The sequence below is a fragment of the Pseudomonas sp. FP2338 genome (genome assembly GCF_030687515.1).
Classification (GTDB): Bacteria; Pseudomonadota; Gammaproteobacteria; order Pseudomonadales; family Pseudomonadaceae; genus Aquipseudomonas; species Aquipseudomonas salomonii.
The window spans coordinates 3321585-3340115 of the sequence record NZ_CP117436.1 but is presented as its reverse complement, the minus strand read 5'-3'; the positions used below and the strand labels follow the sequence as shown (position 1 = coordinate 3340115).

Below are 18531 nucleotides of genomic sequence, written 5' to 3'. Positions count from 1 at the left end.
CCGCGCAGAGCTTGCGACTGGATATGTCGCTCGCGCTTGGATGGCTTCAAGCGTCACCTGGCCTATGTGCGGTGACGCTCGAACGCGCAGGGTCAGACCAGGTAGCTCTTGCGCAAAGGCCGGCCCATTTCACGGTGCATGCCATTTTCCGTGAAGTGTTCGGGATTGATGGTGGTGGGCGGGGTAGAGGGGTCGTTGTCGAAGTCAAACGGTTGCGCGGTGCTGCCCGGTAAGCCGACGACCTGAAACTCTGTGTTGTGGATGTAATCGGTAATGGCAGGATCGGACGCTGAACGGTCCAAGGTGTAGCCAGGCAGATTCGTGCCTGTAGCGCCATTGTAGGCGTGACCGATTTCATGGACCAAGTTGACGACTGGCGGGGTAAAAAAGCGTTCGTCACCGGTATCCATCGGATCGTAATTCACCGCCCCCGCATCAGCACGCGACCCGGGCTTGTTGCCAATGACCCTGCCGTATCGTGGGTCGTCAAGGTCGATTTTCTTGAACTGCTCACTCGGTAATCGACCCAGTTCAAAACTGCGAAACGAGTAGCTGTTTGCAACGGTTGCTTTCTGGATGGTGACTTTGGCCCCAGCTTTCGGGGCTTCCTTATCCATATCCGCCAGTATTTTTTGCCCATTGGGCGAGCTGCGCAGGAATTCGAAGTCGTCATCTACTCGTTGCTTGAATTCAGCATCACCACTGACTTCAAAGCCGTCATTACCGGCGAAGCTTGGTTTTACCTCGACAAATTTTGAGCCCTGAGACCGGTCGTAGGCGTCTCCAGCTTTTGCATAAATAAGATCGCCAGGTCGGTTGTTCCAGATCCGATCTCGGCCTTTACCCGTGTAAAAGGTCGTACGATCTGTTCCCAGCAGGTGATCGTCACCCTTGCCGCCGTGAAGGACAGAATGCCCGCTGCCGGCGTACAGGTGGTCGTCGCCGCTGCCGCCATCAACATAGCTTTGCTTGTCAGCCGGCCCTATACCGGCATAGAGGTGATCCTTGCCGTTGCCACCGTAAATGACCGCATTGCCGGTGCCGCCGACGATCAAGTCGTCACCGTCATTGCCTTCGGCGTAGCCTGTTCCCGAGCCCAGCCAAAGCTTGTCGTCACCTGCACCGCCTAGTGCCCTGGTCCTGCCTGCCCCGGCGATAAAGGTGTCATTCCCATCACCGCCTTCAAACGTGACGGGGTTATCGACTGTAGGGCTGATAGTCAGATGGTCATGACCGCCATTGGTTTTGATATGTAACTCAATGGGCTCACCGTTTTTACCCTTGGCGTCGAACCGGTAAGACTTACCATTGATCTGCACCTGCAAACTTCCATCGGGGTTATTGCCGACATGGAGCGTGTCGGCGGCATTACCGGTTTCCAGTGTCAGGGTGACGCGCTCGATTTTAGGCGGTTGGGCATAGATGTCCCATTTGGCCTGCTGGGTGATTTTTACGTAGCCATCATCGATTAAAGTCTCGGTTTTGGTTCGAGTTCGGCCAGTCCCGGGGGCGTAAAAATCCGGAGCGTTATAAATGGATTCCCGTGGAGCAGGGGCTGTTGTGGGGTGTGTGTTAGCGCGATTGCCGGACTGCGGGGCGTAAGCGAGCGAGGTCGGAGTCATAGTTCCAATGTCTGTGGGTCATGGACCCGCTGTGTGGAATTAACCCGCAACACAGTTCCATTATTTCTTACAGACGATGGTAAGAAAACCGACATTCGTGTTTGCTAATTCTGCCATTGACCTTTGCGATAAGCCCCAGGTTGCTGGCCGGTGGTCTTGTGGAACGCGCGAGTAAATGCCGCCACCGATTGGTAGCCCACGGCCAGCGATACATCGGCCACGGTCATGTCTTCTTTGAACAGGCGGCACGCATGGCGCATGCGCATCATCAACAGCACATGCCCTGGAGATTGCCCGCACAGTTCGCTGAAACGCTTAAAAAATGCCGAGCGCGACAAGCCGGTGCAGGCCGCCATGCTTTCCAGGGTCCATGGGTCTGCCGGACGCGCGATCAATTGCTCGAGCAACTCGGCGAACGCCGGTTGGCGGCCCAGCGCTGCCAAGCCGCCCAGTTCGGGGTTATCGATGACCTGCTGACGCAACACATACAGAAACAACAAATGGCACAGACGTTCGAGCAGTGCCGAGGAGGGCGCCGGGACGCGCTCGCACTCTTGCAGGATCAATTCGAACAGATTGCGCGCAGCGGTCAGCGATGGGTCGCCGGCGCGCAGGATGATCCAGGCGGGCAAGCCGTCGACGATCATTGCCGACAAACCGGTATGGAAGTGAAAAAAACCGCAGACCAGGCCCACGCCGTCGTCGGCGTTGCTGTCCAGTGCCAGCATCGGTCGGCGCGGGCATTCCTGCGCGGCCGCCGCCGTGGCCTCGCCGGACAGCCGATACTCAAGGTCACGCAGCAGAAATACCGCATCACCATTATTCAAGTGTAGGGGAAGGGGTTCGCCGTCAATATGCAACCAGCATTGGCCCTGCACAATCAGATGGAAACTCGCGCTGGCCAGCCCATGGGTGCTGGCGTGCCACGCGCCGCAATAGCGTCCGACATGGAACAGGCTGGTGTTGAGTTCGAGGCTGTCTAATAACCAATCAACGAGTGCACTGGACGAATTCATCTAACGGAAAGACTCTAGAGCAAGTAATCGCTACTTTAGCCTATTGAGGCGTTTTTTTATAACCAACAGACTTAGGTGATGAACCCATCAGGAGACCACTCCATGTCCCGTGTACCGTTGCTCACCCCCGAAACCGCCCCGGAAGCGGCCAAGCCCTTCCTGGAAAACGCCCTCAAAGGCTCGGGTTTCATCCCTAATCTGCTCGCCGTGTTGGCCAATGCACCGGCGGCGCTGGAAACCTACATCACCGTGTCCGGGCTCAACGCCAAGTCGCAGCTGAGCCTGGCCGACCGCGAAGTGGTGCAGTTGATTGCCGCCACCACCCACGGCTGCGATTTCTGTGTGGCCGGCCACACCGCCGTGGCGCGCAATAAAGCCAAGCTGCCCGAAGACGTGATTGACGCCTTGCGCCATCGCGGTGAATTGCCCAACGCCCGTTATGAGACACTCGCCGCTTTCACCCGCGAAGTGATCGCCACCCGTGGCGATGTCAGCGACGCGGGTTTTGAAGCGTTCCGCGCCGCCGGCTATACCGATGGCCAGGCGCTGGAAGTTATTTTGGGCGTCAGCCTGGCAACCCTGTGCAACTTCGCTAACGTGTTTGCCCGTACCCCGCTGAACCCGGAACTGGCGCAATACCGTTGGGAAAAACCGGCAAGCTGAATCGGCGATGGTCCACCTGCTGTAAAAAGGAGAATTGAATGCTTGACCCAATCTTGAGCCGTTGGCTCGATGTTCAAGCGCAGGCCCTGGATGTGGGCAGTTGCGATCCACAGGAAGTGCTGCCACGGCTGGCAGAGTCAAATGTATTAAGCATCGGCGTGCCCAAGGCGCTGGGCGGCCTGGGCGGTGATGTGACCGGCGCGGTGGAAGCCATCGCCAATGTGGCCAGCCATTCCCTGGCGGCGGCGTTTGTGTGCTGGGGCCAGCGCTCTTTTATCGAGTATTTGTTGCAGAGCCCGAATGAGCGGTTGCGCGAGCAACTGCTGCCGGACTTGCTCAGCGGCAAGCTGGCCGGGGCCACCGGGCTGTCGAACGCGATGAAGTTTTTGTCCGGCATCGAAACCCTGCAAATCAGCGCGCAGCCTACCGATGATGGCTGGACCCTCAACGGTCGCCTGCACTGGGTGACCAACCTGCGCAAGAACGGTTTTGTTGCGGCGGCGGCGATCGAGCATGCCGGCGGCGGCGCGCCGTTTATCCTGGCGATTCCGGATTCGGTCGCAGGCCTGCAGCGTTCGCGTGACCTGGAGCTGATGGGCCTGCAATCGAGCAACACGGCGGCCCTGGGCCTGGAAGGCGTGGAGCTGAGCCGCGACTGGTTGCTGCATGAAGATGCACGCAAGTTCTTGCCGGCCGTACGCCCGGCGTTCCTGGGGTTGCAATGTGGCATGTCCATCGGCTTGGCACGGCGCTCCCTGGCGGAGGTGGCCAACCACCTGGGCTCATCGCGCACGGTGTTGCGTGACGAGCTGGAAGCCTTGCGAGCGACCCTCGATCACCTGGTCACAGAACTCAAAAGTGGCCTGTTGGCCGGTCGTTTTGCCGTCGAGCCGGTGCCCTTGTTCAAACTGCGAATCGCGCTGGCCGAAACCGCCGCCAGCGCGGTGCAGCTGGAACTGCAAGCCAGTGGCGGCAAGGCCTACCTTACCGCCCATGGCAGCGGCTTTGCACGGCGCTGGCGCGAGTCGGCCTTTGTGCCGATCGTGACGCCCAGCCTGGTGCAACTGCGCACCGAGCTGCACCGCCAGGCCAACCTATGAGTCAGGTGGTAATGAACGCCCAGGGCATTTGCCTGGGCTATGCCAGCGGGCCGGTGTTGCAAGGCTTTGACTTGCAATTGCAGGCGGGTGAAGTGGTGTCGATCCTCGGCCCCAGCGGCGTGGGTAAATCCAGTTTGCTGCGTGTGCTTGCCGGTTTGCAGGCGCCCCAGGGCGGTAGCGTGCAGGTGCTTGGCGAGCCACTGGCCGGACCGCATCCACGGGTGGCCGTGGCGTTTCAAGACCCCAGCCTGTTGCCCTGGCTGAACCTGGAAAAGAACGTCGCCTTCGGCCTGGATTTCGCCCGTCAGCCGCACTTGAGCCCTGAGGAGCGCCGCCAGCGCGTCGACCACGCCATTGCGGCGGTCAGTCTGGAACATGCGCGCCAGCAGTTTCCAGCGCAGCTGTCCGGCGGCATGGCCCAGCGCACCGCGCTGGCCCGCTGCCTGGCCCGCCAGCCGCAGGTGTTGCTGCTGGATGAGCCGTTCGGCGCGCTGGATGAAGTCACCCGCGCCGACATGCAGCGCCTGTTGCTCAAGGTCAACCGCGAGCAGGGTTCGGCGGCGGTATTGATCACCCACGACATTGACGAAGCGCTGCTGCTGTCCGACCGCATCCTGCTACTGGGCAACCGCCCGGCGCGGACCTTGGGCGAATGGCACATCGAGTTGCCGCAACCACGCGACGAGCAGGTTGAAGCCATCGGCGCGTTGCGTATCGAGATTCTGAAAACCTTACGGCAGGCGAGCCGCCCTCAACCCCACCCCATTGACCAACAGGAGTTTTCACATGTGTCTGGATGACCTCACGCACTCGCGCCGTGACTTTCTCAAACTCTCGGCGGTGCTCAGTGCAGCTGGTGCCTTGCCGCTGCTCAGCAGCCTGCAGGCCCGCGCCGCCAGTGAGCCGGACGCACCGGTGCGCATCGGCTATTTGCCGATCACCGACGCCACGCCATTGCTGGTCGCGCATAACAACGGCTTGTTCGAGGCCGAAGGCATCAAGGCCGAGCGCCCGGTGCTGTTGCGCAGTTGGGCGCAAGTAATCGAGGCGTTTATTTCCGGGCAGGTCAACGTGATTCACCTGTTGTCGCCAATGACAGTTTGGGCGCGCTACGGCAGCAAGGTGCCGGCCAAGGTCGTGGCCTGGAACCATGTCGGCGGTTCGGGCCTGACCGTGTCGCCAGGCATTACCGATGTGAAGCAATTGGGCGGCAAGTCGGTAGCAATTCCGTTCTGGTACTCGATCCACAACGTGGTAGTGCAGCAACTGTTCCGCGACAACGGCCTTACGCCCGTGGCGCGTGCCGCCGGCTCTGCGATTGCGGCCAATGAGGTCAACCTGATCGTGTTGCCGCCGTCGGATATGCCGCCGGCCCTGGCCAGCAAGCGCATCGATGGCTATATCGTCGCCGAACCGTTCAACGCCCTGGCAGAGAACCTCAAGGTCGGCCGCGTGCAGCGCTTTACCGGCGATGTGTGGCGCAACCACGCGTGCTGCGTGGTGTTCATGCACGAGCATGACCTGACCAACCGCCCGGAGTGGTCGCAGAAGGTGGTCAACGCCATCGTCAAGGCGCAGGTGTGGACCCGTGATAACCGCGAAGAGGCGGTCAAGCTGCTGTCCAAAGACGGCCCTAACCGCTATACGCCGCATGCCGAGCCGGTGTTGAGCAAGGTCTTGGCCCCGGCCGCCGCCGACCGTGCCGCGTACCTGGCGGACGGCGCGATCCAGCATGCCAATTGGGACGAGCATCGCATCGACTTCCAACCGTACCCATTCCCCAGCTACACCGAGGAGTTGGTGCGGCGCCTGAAGGACACCTTGATCGAAGGCGACAAAAAATTCCTCGCCGACCTGGACCCAGCCTTCGTGGCCAAGGACCTGGTGGACGACCGCTTTGTGCGCAATGCCATCGAATCCGTGGGCGGCATGAAGACCTTCGGCTTGCCCGACGGTTATGAACGGCACGAGGAGATCGGCGTTTGAACAACGGCAGAATCCCTGGCTGGTGGCTGGGGCTGAGTGGTTTGGCGGGGTTGTTGCTGCTGTGGTGGTTGGGCGTGAAGGTGTTTGGCGACGCCGAGGGTTTATCGGCGCGCTTTTCACTGGCGGCAACCGCGAGCAGCTTGTGGGAATTGCTGGGGCGCAGCGAGCTGTACCTGCATATCGCGGTGAGCCTGAAGCGCATATTCGTTGGGCTGTTTCTGGCGCTGTTGGTCGGTGTGCCGTTGGGGCTGCTGGTGGGCAGTTCGCGCAACCTGGAGGCGGCGACTACACCGGCGTTCCAGTTTCTGCGGATGATATCGCCACTGTCCTGGATGCCCATTGTGGTGATGCTGATGGGCGTGGGCGACCAACCCATCTACTTCCTGCTGGCGTTTGCCGCGGTGTGGCCGATCATGCTCAACACTGCCGCCGGCGTACGCCAGTTGGACCCGCGCTGGTTGCAGCTGAGTAAAAGCCTGAGCGCCACGCGCTGGGAAACCCTGCGACGGGTGATCATTCCCGGCGTCGTCGGGCATGTGCTGACCGGCGTGCGCCTGGCCATCGGCATTTTGTGGATCGTGCTGGTGCCGTGCGAGATGCTCGGGGTCAGCGCGGGGCTCGGCTATTACATCCTCGACACCCGCGATCGGCTGGCATATTCGGAGTTGATGGCGATGGTGGTGGTGATCGGGTTGCTGGGGTTTGCGCTGGATGCGTTTGCGCGGTGGTTGCATCAGCGCTGGGTGCATGCTGGTTGAATGGCGCGCCTCTCGTTTTCCATCCTGGAAAGCGAGAGGCGCCCGGTATCAGCGACGTTCGTAGCCAGGGCCGCCATCGTAGCGGTGGTCGTGCCAGCCGCCACCGCCACCGCGTGGGAAAAAGAAGCAGCCGCTCATGGTCAGCATGATCAGCAATGGAATCAGCAATGTGATTCGACGGAGCATTTTCAAATCCTCTAAAGTTCCGACAGGTTCAATCAGGCGCGGAACAAGCCAAAATTTCTCAGCGCCTGTAACATATGACCCTGCCGAACCCGTGCCATCCCCGTAACCGGGTATGTGCTTGGCATGCTCGGCGGTACAAAGTGGATACATTCTTAAGGTTCAGGAACCCGTCATGACCCAAAAGCAACGTTTGAAATATTCGATTCTGATCGCCCTGGCAGTACTGGCGTCGATGTTTGGCCTGTCTTATCTGCAGAACACCGGCGTGATCAGCGAAAAAACGTTCCAGTACCTCGCGATTGCGATTGCCGTAGTGGTGGTGGTGATCAACGGCATCATGCGGCGCAAGGTCAAACCTCACTTCTGATGCCTGCTGGAGCGCCAGGCCAAAGCGTCAGGCGCGACCGTCCAGCACTTTGGCAGCCTCTGCATGGAGGCTGTAGCTTTTATCGGCATTGAGGGTGATCACGCCCTCGCTGCACAGGCGCTTGAGCACCTCACGCACGCTGAGAAACGACAGCGGGATGCCCAGCTCCAGCAAATGGCTGTGCACGCCGCGCACGCCCAGTGTGCGCTGGTTGTCGGCGGCGGTGAGCAGGGCGTCAATGACCTTCAGCCGGATCAGGCTGGTGCGCAAACCGAAGCACTTGAGCAAATGGCGGATACGCTGGTTACCGTGCTCCGGCGCTTTGCCGAATGCTTGTGCGCTGCCGCCGTAATTGGCGTCGGCAGCCGGTGAATGTCCATCCGTGGGCGGTTGCGGGTTGTACATGCAAAAAACTCCTTATCAGAGCCTGATCAGGAAAATGATGGCGCTCTTATTTGAATAAGACGAACGAGCGAGCGAAATCATGAAGTCCCGGATGTAGAAATTTTGTCGGTATCCGCTTTGTCACACTTCAACTGCCGTTTAATAAACACCCGTAGCGGCTAAATTATTCCCGGTTGCCTGCGTTCTTACGGTGGGGTCGTTGCCCCTTGTAAGGGTGTTCAATTTGACTGTGGAGCTTGCGTGATTATTTCCAACCGGTTGTCCAAGGCGTGCGTGGCAGGGCTGTTGCTGGGGCTGAGCCTGAACGCTTCGGCGCGTGAACAGGTGACACAGGCTGCTGCAGATATTCGTCGCACCAGCTTCGGCGTGCCGCACATCCGCGCCAATGATGAGCGCGGCCTGGGCTACGGCATTGGTTACGCGTACGCGCAAGACAACCTGTGCCTGCTGGCCAATGAAGTGGTCACGGTGAACGGCGAGCGCGCGCGGTTTTTCGGCCCGGACCAGGCGACCCTCGAAGAGCGCAACAACCTGGCCAGTGATGTGTTTTTCAAGTGGCTGAATACGCCCCAGGCTGTTGCCGCATTCTGGAAGGCGCAAACCCCGCAGATGCAGCAGCGCATCGAAGGCTATGTCGCCGGCTACAACCGTTATCTGAAAGAGCAGGGCGCGCCGACCCAGTGCCACGCCACGTGGGTGCGCCCGCTGGTAGCGGAAGACCTGGTCAAGCTGACGCGCAGGCTGCTGGTGGAAGGTGGTGTCGGCCAATTCGCCGAAGCCCTGGTCGGCGCCACGCCGCCTAACGCCACTGCCGCCGTACCGCAGGGCGTGAAGGCCTTTGAACTGGCAGCAGCCAATCAGCAACGCTTCAGCCTCGACCGTGGCAGCAACGCCGTGGCCGTGGGCCGTGATCGTTCGTTTAATGGCCGTGGCATGCTGTTGGCCAACCCGCATTTCCCCTGGGTCGGTGGCATGCGTTTTTATGAGATGCACCTGACCATCCCGGGCCAACTGGACGTGATGGGCGCGGCACTGCCGGGTTTGCCGGTGATCAATATCGGCTTTAACCAGCACGTGGCCTGGACCCACACGGTGGACACGTCCAAGCATTTCACCCTGTATCGGCTGACCCTCGATCCCAAGGATTCCACGCGTTATCTGCTGGATGGGAAATCCATCGCTATGGAGCATCGTGCGGTGAAGGTCCAAGTCAAACAACCAGATGGCAGCCTCAAAGAGGTCACTCATACGGTCTACAGTTCGCAATTCGGCCCGGTGGTGCAATGGCCCGGCAAACTCGACTGGGACAGCCACTACGCCTTCAGCCTGCGCGACGCCAACCTGGGTAACGACCGCGTGTTGCAACAGTGGTACGCGATGAACCGCGCCACCAGCCTTAAAGCGCTGCAAACCTCGGTGCACACCCTGCAAGGCATTCCGTGGGTCAACACCGTGGCCGCCGACGACCAGGGCCAGAGCCTGTACATGAACCTGTCGGTGGTGCCCAACGTCAGCGCGGCCAAACTGGGGCAATGCAGCGACCCACGCGCCGGCCTGCAAATGATCATGCTCGACGGCGCCCACAGCGCCTGCGCCTGGGAGGTTGACCCGCGTGCGGCGCAACCCGGCATCTTCGCTGCCGACCAACTGCCGCAACTGCAGCGCACCGACTACGTGCAACACTCCAACGACTCGGCGTGGCTGGCCAACCCCAAGGCGCCACTCACCGGCTTCTCCCCGGTGATCAGCCAGGACCACATCGGCCTCGGCCCCCGCGCACGTTTTGCCGTGCAACGCTTGCAATCCCTGGAGAAGCAACCGATCAGCGTGGCCGACCTGCAAAACATGGTGATGGACAACGAGGTGTACCTCGCCGGCCAGGTCATGCCCGACCTGCTGGAGTTCTGCGCCAAACACCTGGGCGCCGACGCCGCCGCACTGCAATCACTGTGCACCAGCCTGCAAGCCTGGGACCAGCACGCCAACCTCGACAGCGGCATTGGCCTGGTGCACTTCATCAACCTGGTCGAACACCTGCAGCAAATCCCCGACGCCTGGCGCGTGCCTTTCGACGCGGCGCAGCCGTTGACCACGCCGCGTGGCCTGGCGATCGACCGCAAAGAGGTGGCCAACGCCCTGCGCGAAGCCATGCTGGCCTCCAGTGCCGAGGTCAGTACACTCAAGGCCACGCGCTGGGGCGACATCCAGGTCAGCGGCCAAACCCCCATGCACGGCGGCCCGCAACAGCTGGGCATCTACAACGCCATGCAAACCGTGCCCCGCGCCGACGGCAAACGCGAAGTCGTCAGCGGCACCAGCTACCTGCAAATCGTTACCTTCGACGACCAAGGCCCCCAGGCGCTGGGCGTGCTGGCATTCTCCGAATCCAGCAACCCCGCATCCAAACACGCCAAGGACCAGACCCAAGCTTTCTCCGAGAAAAAACTGCGCGCGCTGCCCTTCACCGACGCCCAGATCAAGGCCGACCCGCACTATCAGCAGCAACGCATCCAGGAGTAGGGCAGGCCCGCAACCCCTTGATGGCTATACGAAATATTTTTGAAATCAAGGGGTTGCAGGTAAAAGCAAATACGTACATAATGGCGCCCATCGAACGCAACGAAGCATTTAAAACTTCAATGTATTCAATGAGTTAGAGTAGAGGCAGGGTTTTACAGCCCACTCAAGTTTTTATGCGGTGAATGTCAGCAGTCAGGGCATTGATCGTTTGAGGCCGAGTAGCAAAATGGTTATGCAGCGGATTGCAAATCCGCCTACGCCGGTTCGATTCCGACCTCGGCCTCCACTCTTAGAAACCCCGTAGATTAACGTCTACGGGGTTTTTTATTGGGCGCAGGAAAGTTAGAAGGCAATGGGCTGCCGGCATTTTCAAAGAGAATAGTGGTCTGACCCCGTTTTCTCTTGGATGGGTAGTTTCCAGCAAATTTGATCCGCACTACCGACCCCAAAGTAGGGCGAAAGGATTTATGAAAGCCTCGCCTTATGCAGGGCTTTTTCGTTTTCTGCCGTTCGTCCAGTGCTCGGCACTCACTGTGACCTGCCGACTCCCATGTTTAAGCGCGGATATTCCGCGCATAAAAACGGAGAGTCAGCATGGACATTGATAAAAGTGCCCCAGGCAACATTTCTCAGCAGGAAGTCACACGCGGCACTGATAACGAGACAGGGCATGACCCGAGGCGTAATGAGGACAAGATTCCACTGCCGCCGGACGATGATGCACCTCTTGAAGAGGATATGTCGGACGTAGATGCTGCCGATTCAGTAGCAAGCGAACACCCCGACAACTGAAGATTCGTAGATTAAAAAAAACCGGCCAGTCGCCGGTTTTTCTGAAAAGGTTTCGCCTAGTGTGCACCACAGGAACTTCTATCCTAATGCTCTTTGAGTCTTTAGGGGCGCTCGACCTTGCGGCCTATAGTTGGACTCTTCCAACCAATTGTTCGGACCTTTTTTGTGGCCAAATCCAGCGCAGTATTCGACTCGTTACGCCAGGACATAGACGCATTAGCTAAACAACTCGGTGTCAGCTCCATCCTTGTCATGCGTTCCCTGCCACAGCATATGCAGGTAGAAGCTTCGGGTGGTCATCATGAGGATACCTATCCGATAGGTGCTCAGGGCAAGAAAAGTAGCCTGGCCCACAACGGCCGAGCACTCTATTGCGAACGGGTGGTGGATACCGACCAGCCTTTATACGTAAAAGACTCGCGCTTGGAAGCCGACTGGGCCGGTAATGAAGATGAAGTAGAGTTTGGTCTCAGCAACTATTTAGGCTATCCAGTCCGCGGCCCAGACGGCGAGGTGTATGGCACTGTCTGCGCTCTGCACGAGGATCCCAAGGAATACACAGCCTCGGAGCAGGCTGCCTTGGACGAGTTCCGCAAAAAGGTTGAGGCATTGCTCGCCAGGGACTTGAAGTAACCCGTTTACGTAAGTCTTTAGCGGCCGCGTTGGCAGACTATGACAAAAAATCAGGAAGCCCGAACATGCAAGCCGGGCTTTTTTGGGTACCTCATTCAACTTTAAGCATTGTCCCGGCCATCGCCAGAAGGCTCGCCCGTTTTGCAAGGCCAATTGCGATGGCAATCCATCACGGACACATCTTGTCCCTGTGCATGCATGCGACGCAGGTAAGACACTGGCCGTATGTCGCCTCATGCCTTTCCTGGGGGATAACAATGCAAATATGGCTAATGGTTTTAGCCCCGGCGATGCTCACGGCTTGCGCCGACAGCGGTACTATAAAAGTGGGGCTTGACACCTACACCATTTCAACGCGAGTTCCCCTCGGCGGGCCGGCCTCGGCGAAAGGCCAGGCCCTGAAAGAAGCTAACCTGTTTTGTGATTCCCAAAGCCGGGAAATCCTGCTGGACCATATGCAGTCAAGCGAATGCGCCTTGCACGGCGGCTGCGGGGAAGCGGAGATATTCTTCTTTTGCCTGGCCAAAGGTGATCCGCAATTAAAACGCCAAAAATACAGCCCCGATCCAACGCAAAAAATAGAAATCGACCAGCGCTGATGCGGATAGAAGGGACGGACCTATGTTCAGTGACATGAATCCGTCCCTTTCTTTTGTTAAGCCGCGACCGGCGTAGCAGCCGGAACGCGCAGTGCTTGGTGTTCCTGATGGCTCAGCAACTGCCAGTTTTTACCGACGCGTTTATACAGATCGGCGTCGTGCGCAATCTTTACAGTCTTGAGCAACCGCTGTTGGTAGCAGCCATACAGGTGCTTCATAAAGCCGGGCGGCATCACGATGTCTGCACTTGGCACTTGGAATGAGATTGCCATGGGCCATTCTTTTTGAAGAGCGGAGCCCAGCAGAGCAGGGCTGACGTCTTCAGGCTTGCCAATAGACACCCAGGTGGCAGGGTGTTTGCCATCCATCCAATGGGCGAACCATTCTGGCAGGCGGCCGCGTTTTGCCGGATAGGGCATCAAAACGCCGGCCTGCATTTTCTTGATGAGATTTTCCCGAGTCAGTCGGTGGGTGATTCGTACGCTGGGAAGGCGGTTTATTTCCTCCAGAAACGCTTTGTTATCAGCGAGTGCGCCAAGGTGTGCAGCCACGCACATGATCATCACGATGAGCGCGAGAACCCCAAGGAAAAGCCAGAATTCAATGGACGGGTCCACATGGACGTAAAGGGGGAAGGCATAAACGACAGCGGCCAACGGGATGAACGCGGCGGTGCAATATAGAAATTTCTTGTTCACGCGGGGGCCTCAAAAGAAAAGCGGTGATGCTACATCGCTATCACTGTTTTAGCTTCTCCATTTCATCCATTTTTTTGTGTTACTACCCCAACTCCCTTCTTCCAAGGAGCACCCAGCCCATGTTCAATACTGCCAGCCTGATCACACGCCAGTTCCTCCACGGCGCCCGGGCTGAACTGGAGCTGGGTGACGGGCCATAACGGATTGATGTGGTAGAGCTCACGGGGCCGAGCCCACCTGAAGGCACAAAGTCTGGATGTGATCATTGACTGACTGCTCTCAAGCACATTAATCCCAGCGAACGTCCAGTTCAGAAATCTCCCGTTCCAACGGTTCCCTGGATTCAAACCATGCATCGAAACCGTTGAACTGGTCGTCGGACAGGTAGAGGTAATAACCTCCGGTTTCACCTGCGGTGTCATCCTGGATTGTTATCGTCCAGCCCGTGTGTTCCCCGGATAATATCGTTCCGCTGCGAGTGGTTTGCATGGATGGCGCACACGCCCTCGCAAGCGCCACCGCTGCGGTAATGGCCGCCCGCGCCTGAGGGCTGTTTTTCCAGCAGGTCGAGCCGACTCCTGCCGATGCCTGTGCAAGAATGTCACCCACGTCTGACTTTCCAAGCACTTCCAATGAGTCAATGCCCAACTGCTCCAGCCGTATAAGCACTGTGGGGCCTACGCCCTTGAGCGCGAGCAACGCGGTTCTTTCTTCCAATGAAAACGGCATGTATAAATTCCTTTTTATTGCTCACCAGGCCTCAGCGCGGATAATCCTTTGCGCCTTCACTTCTTCGGCATACACACCAAGCTTTTCCTGCTGCGCAGCCAGCAATGCGCATATTTTCATCAGCGCCACCGCTTCATCGGGTGTCCTGCCGTTCGCGGCCATCGCCGTCAGCTCAACCACCGACCAGCCGATAACTGCCCGTGCATCGTCAAGGTCGTAAAACAGTTCTTGTTGCGCGGTTCTGGGCCCGTCGAGGCCCTCTATCAGTTCGGCCATTTTAGCGCTGCGCCTGCTGTTTTAATTCCAGTCCCATAACGACCATCCCGATGTCGGCAAGGTCCGTGCTGAAGGGGATTTCGCCCATGCGCCGAAACCCGAACGCCTCATAAAAGCCCTGTGCATTGGCATTGGTTTTAAGTACGTTCAGCCACAGCAACGGTTCACCACGTTGCGCGACTTCATCGCGAACATACTGCAACAGTTGCTTGCCGTAACCTCTGCCGGCGGCGGATGTGAGCAAGTAGATTTTCTGCAGCTGCGCGCCTACTTCACCGTTTAACGGCGCAGGCACTGCCCAAATCACTTTGGCAAACCCGGCGGCTTTGCCTTGTTCATCGAAAGCAATGAACCAGCCATGGCTGCCGGGCAATTGGAGGGACTGGCTCAGGGCACTGGATGAAAAGTCCCGATCAAGAAAACCCTGCATACCGGCAGGCGACCATAACGTCGAAAAATGCTCGCGATAGGTCTGGCAGCCAACCTCGCGCAGCGTATCAATATCAGCTGTTGTCGCTTTATGAATGGTGATCATGCTCTTCCTTGGTCTTTGCACGTAGAACCCCTTACCGCGTCCAGCCTAACCCATGCGCCTTATACAGCGATGCAAAATCCTTCAACAGCTCGGCATCCGCGCAAATCCGGCTTTGATGGTCGAGGCACAAAAGCCAGCGCCGCACACTGTCGCCAACTGCTCAATAACGCCAAAGTGTACGCCTCGATCCGCCCCTGGCTGTACGGGGCGACAAGGGCTGTAACCCACTACTGTCGCAGGCATACCACTACCGTTTGGATGCCGCGCCATGTTCATGTCCACCAGCCTGTTGTCCGCTTTTGTACTGTTTGCCTTCGTGTCCTCGATCACGCCCGGCCCGAACAACACCATGTTGCTCGCCTCGGGGGTGAACTTTGGCTTTCGCCGTTCGATGCCCCACGCGCTGGGGATCAGCATCGGCTTCATGCTGTTGGTGATTTCGGTAGGTCTGGGCCTGGGCGAAGTGTTCAAGGTGTTTCCGTGGGCCTACACGGTTTTGCGCTATGTGGGCGCGACCTATTTGCTTTACCTGGCGTGGAAGATCGCCACGGCTGGCGGCATGTCCGAGAACCCTGACGAGCGTGGCAAGCCCATGACCTTTCTTGGCGCGGCGGCGTTTCAATGGGTCAACCCCAAGGCGTGGATCATGGCGCTGGGGGCGATCACCACCTACACGCCGGCCGAAGGTTACGTCACCAATGTGTTGGTGATCGCACTGGTATTTGCCGTGGTCAACCTGCCCAGTGTGTGCGTGTGGGTGGGCTGTGGCAGTGGCTTGCGCAACGTGCTGCGCGAGCCGCGTTGGTTGCGGGTATTCAATGGGTCGATGGCGGCGCTGTTGGTGCTGTCGTTGTACCCGATGCTTTTTGCGTGAGGCAGTGGAGTTGCGCTGAACCTCACACCGGCGAGATGGTTGCCAGCAAGCCGATGCCGATGGTCAGCACCAGAAAACCGAACAGGAAAAGTGCCATCTTGGTCATAAGGCCTCCGAAGGGAAGGGAGTCGACAGGAGTGTCGGGATGGCGCCCATTGTCCGCTTCACTGGCGTTTCGATACAGACGCAGATAGCAAAGAAAAAACCGTATCAGATAGGCCCGCAGCTGCCAGGCTACGGGCCTGGGAGGCGGGCGCTTTTGTAAAGATCAGGCTTGAAGGCCGTGTTGACTATCACCAGACAAGCATTCTTCATCGTGGCGGCTGCCAGTGAAGCGGCGCGCCGCATAGCAATTATTCTTTGCGGGAATGCGGCACGACAGCCGGCGCATTTGCCCCTAAGATAGCGCCCACTGCATCAATAATAAGAGTGGGCCAAGCCTCGATGGAAAGACGCCAGTTCAGCGGTGGCATGAAAGGCAAGAACCTGCGCTACCTGAATGAAAACTTCCAACAGCCGTCGCCGGTCACCCGCGTCGGTTTTTTGCTGCTCGAACACTTCTCCCTGCCGGCATTCACCCAGACCCTCGACACCCTGATCACTGCCAACCTGCTACGCCCCGATCTGTTTGCTACGCGCACGTTCGGCTGTGACGAGGGCGAAGTCATCAGCGACCTGGGCCTGGTGATCCGCCCGGATGCGCGGCTGGAGGCGTCGGCATTGCCAGACCTGGATTTGCTGGTGATCTGTGGTGGTTTTCGCACCGAGCTCAAAGCCGGCGATGAGTTCAACCAGCTGTTGCGCAGCGCCGCCGAACAAGGCGTGAGCCTCGCCGGCCTGTGGAACGGCGCCTGGTTCCTTGGCCGCGCCGGGCTGTTGCAGGGCTATCGTTGCGCGATCCACCCGGAGCATCGGCCGGCGCTGTCGGAAGTCTCCAAGGCTGCCCAGGTCACCAGCGAACCCTACGTGATCGACCGCGATCGCCTCACGGCCTCCAGCCCATCGGGCGCGTTCCACATGGCCCTGGACTGGATCAAAAGTCTGCATGGCAAAGCCTTGGTCGAAGGCATCGAGGACATCCTGGCGTTTGAAGAGTCGCGCTACCGGCGTATCAAACCCACAGAGAACATCAGCGTCAGCGCGCCACTGCGTGAAGTGGTGAAGCTGATGGACGCCAACCTTGAAGAACCCTTGGAGCTGGACCAATTGGCGGTCTACGCCGGCCGTTCGCGGCGCCAGCTCGAACGCCTGTTCAAGGAGCAACTGGGCACCACGCCGCAACGCTATTACATGGAACTGCGCGTCACCGAGGCGCGGCGCTTGTTGCAGCACACCGAACTGTCACAGGTGGATGTGCTGGTGGCGTGCGGGTTTGTGTCGCCGAGCCATTTCAGTAAGTGCTATAGCGCGTATTTCGGCTATCGGCCGTCCAAAGAGAAGCGCTTGGTCAAGTAGCGTTGGGGGCGAACACTGTCACTGTGATTGTCACTGTGGCAAGCCTGCTCGCCACAAAGCCTAAAAACGCGCCAATCGGTAAGGGGCCAGTTCCGGCAGCGCCATGCGCTTGCCCGGCGCGGCCAGTTGCACGATCATCTCCGCGGTCACCGCCGCCTGCGTCAACCCCAAGTGCTGGTGCCCAAACGCAAGCAATACCTTGCCATCCGCCACCCGATCAATGACCGGCAGCGAGTCCGGCAACGACGGGCGAAAGCCCATCCAGGGGGTTGCGTCACGGGTACTCAAGTCCTGGCGAAACAAGCCCTGGCTCAAGCGGTGCAACTGCCAGGCGCGTTGCATATTGGCGGGGCGCGCCAAGCCTGCGAACTCGACCGTGCCGGCCAGGCGCAAGCCATCGCGCATGGGCGTCATGATGAATTTGCGTTCGAACGAGGTCACGGCAAAGGGCAGGCGCTGGTGCTCGTGAGGCAGCATCAGGTGATAGCCGCGCTCGGTGTCCAGCGGGACCGATGTGCCGGTGAGTGCAGCGGTGAGTTTGGCCGAATGGGCGCCGCAGGCGATCAGTACCTGGCGAGCGCTCAGGCTGCCTTGATCGGTCAGCAGTGATACGCCGTCCGATTCCAGGCGCCCATCGAGCACGCGTTGCTGCACAAACTGCACACCGCAAGCCTTGGCCGCGCTCACCAGCGCGCACACCACGCTGTACGGATCGATAAAATGCCCTGTAGCGGGGAAGAACAGGCCGCCCTGGATCGCCTCGCTCAGTTGCGGTGCGGCCTTGCGTATGGCCTCGCGGGGCCAGAATTCCACCGGCACATGCTGCTGCTGCATGCGTTGGCGCAATGCGTCGATGGCTTGCCCGGACTGGGCGCGCTCGAACACTAACAACGAACCGTCCGTATGCAACAACTGCGGCTGCTCAATGGACAGCAGCAGGCGTTGCCACGCGCCCAGGCTGGCCTCATTCAGTGCGCGAATACCCGCCACCGTGCGCCGGTAGCTTGCCGGGCGCAGGTTGAGCAACAGCCGCGCAAACCAGGGCAGGGCGCGTGGCAGGTACTTCCAGTCCAGGCGCAGCGGGCCCATGGGGTCCATCAGCATGGCGGGCAGGCGCTTGAGGATCGACACGTCGGCAATCGGGAACACTTGCTCGGTGGCCAAATGCCCAGCGTTGCCATAGGAGGCGCCCATGCCCGGTGCCTGTGGGTCGATGACCACCACGCGCTGGCCTTGCCGGGCCAATTGCAGGGCGCAGGCGACGCCAATGATGCCGGCGCCGATCACAGCGATATCAGCACGGTTGCTGTCACTCAT

General features: G+C 59.2%; 20 protein-coding genes, 1 tRNA gene and 1 pseudogene. 13 read left to right on the top strand and 9 right to left on the bottom strand.

Annotation, left to right across the window (positions count from 1 at the left end; genetic code table 11):
• Positions 1-92: 92 nt before the first annotated feature.
• On the bottom strand, positions 93-1622 hold the full coding sequence (locus PSH96_RS15090) for a M91 family zinc metallopeptidase (protein ID WP_305453645.1): 1530 nt from the start codon (positions 1620-1622) through the stop codon (positions 93-95).
• 104 nt (positions 1623-1726) lie between these two features.
• Positions 1727-2638 (bottom strand): AraC family transcriptional regulator, encoded by a 912-nt coding sequence (locus PSH96_RS15085; RefSeq protein WP_305453643.1) that lies wholly within the window; start codon positions 2636-2638, stop codon positions 1727-1729.
• A gap of 102 nt (positions 2639-2740) precedes the next feature.
• Between PSH96_RS15085 and PSH96_RS15080 the strand changes: the two genes are divergently transcribed.
• From PSH96_RS15080 to PSH96_RS15060, 5 genes are read left to right on the top strand one after another with little or no spacing between them, the layout of a single operon-like run.
• Positions 2741-3301 (top strand): carboxymuconolactone decarboxylase family protein, encoded by a 561-nt coding sequence (locus PSH96_RS15080; protein ID WP_305453641.1) that lies wholly within the window; start codon positions 2741-2743, stop codon positions 3299-3301.
• 38 nt (positions 3302-3339) lie between these two features.
• Complete coding sequence (locus PSH96_RS15075) at positions 3340-4401, top strand: acyl-CoA dehydrogenase family protein (protein WP_305453639.1); 1062 nt, start codon at positions 3340-3342, stop codon at positions 4399-4401.
• The gene (locus tag PSH96_RS15070) at positions 4398-5201 is read left to right on the top strand and encodes an ABC transporter ATP-binding protein (RefSeq protein ID WP_305453637.1); all 804 of its coding nucleotides are present in this window, start codon (positions 4398-4400) and stop codon (positions 5199-5201) included. Before PSH96_RS15075 ends, PSH96_RS15070 begins: the two co-directional genes overlap by 4 nt.
• Entirely contained in the window at positions 5188-6387 is a 1200-nt protein-coding gene (locus tag PSH96_RS15065) for an ABC transporter substrate-binding protein (protein ID WP_305453635.1), read from the top strand. Before PSH96_RS15070 ends, PSH96_RS15065 begins: the two co-directional genes overlap by 14 nt.
• Complete coding sequence (locus tag PSH96_RS15060) at positions 6384-7145, top strand: ABC transporter permease (protein ID WP_305453634.1); 762 nt, start codon at positions 6384-6386, stop codon at positions 7143-7145. Before PSH96_RS15065 ends, PSH96_RS15060 begins: the two co-directional genes overlap by 4 nt.
• Before the next feature lie 48 nt (positions 7146-7193).
• Here PSH96_RS15060 and PSH96_RS15055 read toward each other — a convergent pair whose 3' ends face one another.
• Positions 7194-7331, bottom strand: a complete 138-nt coding sequence (locus PSH96_RS15055; RefSeq protein ID WP_162843025.1) for a hypothetical protein — start codon at positions 7329-7331, stop codon at positions 7194-7196.
• Positions 7332-7503: 172 nt separating this feature from the next.
• Between PSH96_RS15055 and PSH96_RS15050 the strand changes: the two genes are divergently transcribed.
• On the top strand, positions 7504-7698 hold the full coding sequence (locus PSH96_RS15050) for a hypothetical protein (RefSeq protein WP_065931559.1): 195 nt from the start codon (positions 7504-7506) through the stop codon (positions 7696-7698).
• Positions 7699-7725: 27 nt separating this feature from the next.
• Here the strand turns inward: PSH96_RS15050 and PSH96_RS15045 are convergent, their stop codons facing one another.
• Positions 7726-8103, bottom strand: coding sequence for a fe2+ zn2+ uptake regulation protein (locus PSH96_RS15045; RefSeq protein ID WP_305453632.1), 378 nt, complete (start codon positions 8101-8103; stop codon positions 7726-7728).
• A 240-nt stretch (positions 8104-8343) separates the two neighbouring features.
• Here PSH96_RS15045 and PSH96_RS15040 point away from each other — a divergent pair, with 240 nt between their 5' ends.
• From PSH96_RS15040 to PSH96_RS15020, 5 genes are all read left to right on the top strand, one after another.
• Positions 8344-10623 carry an acylase gene (locus tag PSH96_RS15040; RefSeq protein WP_305453631.1) on the top strand — a complete coding sequence of 760 codons (2280 nt, stop codon included), beginning with the start codon at positions 8344-8346 and terminating at the stop codon, positions 10621-10623.
• A gap of 212 nt (positions 10624-10835) precedes the next feature.
• Positions 10836-10909 (top strand) — tRNA-Cys (locus PSH96_RS15035).
• Between the two features lie 308 nt (positions 10910-11217).
• A complete protein-coding gene (locus PSH96_RS15030) occupies positions 11218-11415 on the top strand; it encodes a hypothetical protein (protein WP_305453630.1) in 198 nt (65 codons plus the stop codon).
• Between the two features lie 165 nt (positions 11416-11580).
• Complete coding sequence (locus PSH96_RS15025; RefSeq protein WP_305453629.1) at positions 11581-12048, top strand: GAF domain-containing protein; 468 nt, start codon at positions 11581-11583, stop codon at positions 12046-12048.
• Between the two features lie 65 nt (positions 12049-12113).
• Positions 12114-12647 carry a hypothetical protein gene (locus PSH96_RS15020; RefSeq protein ID WP_305453628.1) on the top strand — a complete coding sequence of 178 codons (534 nt, stop codon included), beginning with the start codon at positions 12114-12116 and terminating at the stop codon, positions 12645-12647.
• Positions 12648-12703: 56 nt separating this feature from the next.
• Here PSH96_RS15020 and PSH96_RS15015 read toward each other — a convergent pair whose 3' ends face one another.
• The 4 genes and pseudogenes from PSH96_RS15015 to PSH96_RS15000 form a co-directional block, all read right to left on the bottom strand.
• The gene (locus PSH96_RS15015) at positions 12704-13345 is read right to left on the bottom strand and encodes a hypothetical protein (RefSeq protein WP_305453627.1); all 642 of its coding nucleotides are present in this window, start codon (positions 13343-13345) and stop codon (positions 12704-12706) included.
• A 504-nt stretch (positions 13346-13849) separates the two neighbouring features.
• Positions 13850-14074, bottom strand: a pseudogene (locus tag PSH96_RS15010) (helix-hairpin-helix domain-containing protein); the annotation flags it as partial.
• Positions 14075-14095: 21 nt separating this feature from the next.
• The gene (locus PSH96_RS15005; protein WP_305453626.1) at positions 14096-14350 is read right to left on the bottom strand and encodes a hypothetical protein; all 255 of its coding nucleotides are present in this window, start codon (positions 14348-14350) and stop codon (positions 14096-14098) included.
• Position 14351: 1 nt separating this feature from the next.
• Positions 14352-14885, bottom strand: a complete 534-nt coding sequence (locus PSH96_RS15000) for a GNAT family N-acetyltransferase (protein ID WP_305453625.1) — start codon at positions 14883-14885, stop codon at positions 14352-14354.
• 268 nt (positions 14886-15153) lie between these two features.
• Between PSH96_RS15000 and PSH96_RS14995 the strand changes: the two genes are divergently transcribed.
• The gene (locus tag PSH96_RS14995) at positions 15154-15759 is read left to right on the top strand and encodes a LysE family translocator (protein WP_056860123.1); all 606 of its coding nucleotides are present in this window, start codon (positions 15154-15156) and stop codon (positions 15757-15759) included.
• Positions 15760-16230: 471 nt separating this feature from the next.
• The gene (locus tag PSH96_RS14990; RefSeq protein WP_305460076.1) at positions 16231-17214 is read left to right on the top strand and encodes a GlxA family transcriptional regulator; all 984 of its coding nucleotides are present in this window, start codon (positions 16231-16233) and stop codon (positions 17212-17214) included.
• A 60-nt stretch (positions 17215-17274) separates the two neighbouring features.
• On the opposite strand, the gene PSH96_RS14985 is transcribed toward PSH96_RS14990, so the two are convergent.
• On the bottom strand, positions 17275-18531 hold the full coding sequence (locus tag PSH96_RS14985; RefSeq protein ID WP_305453624.1) for an FAD-binding oxidoreductase: 1257 nt from the start codon (positions 18529-18531) through the stop codon (positions 17275-17277).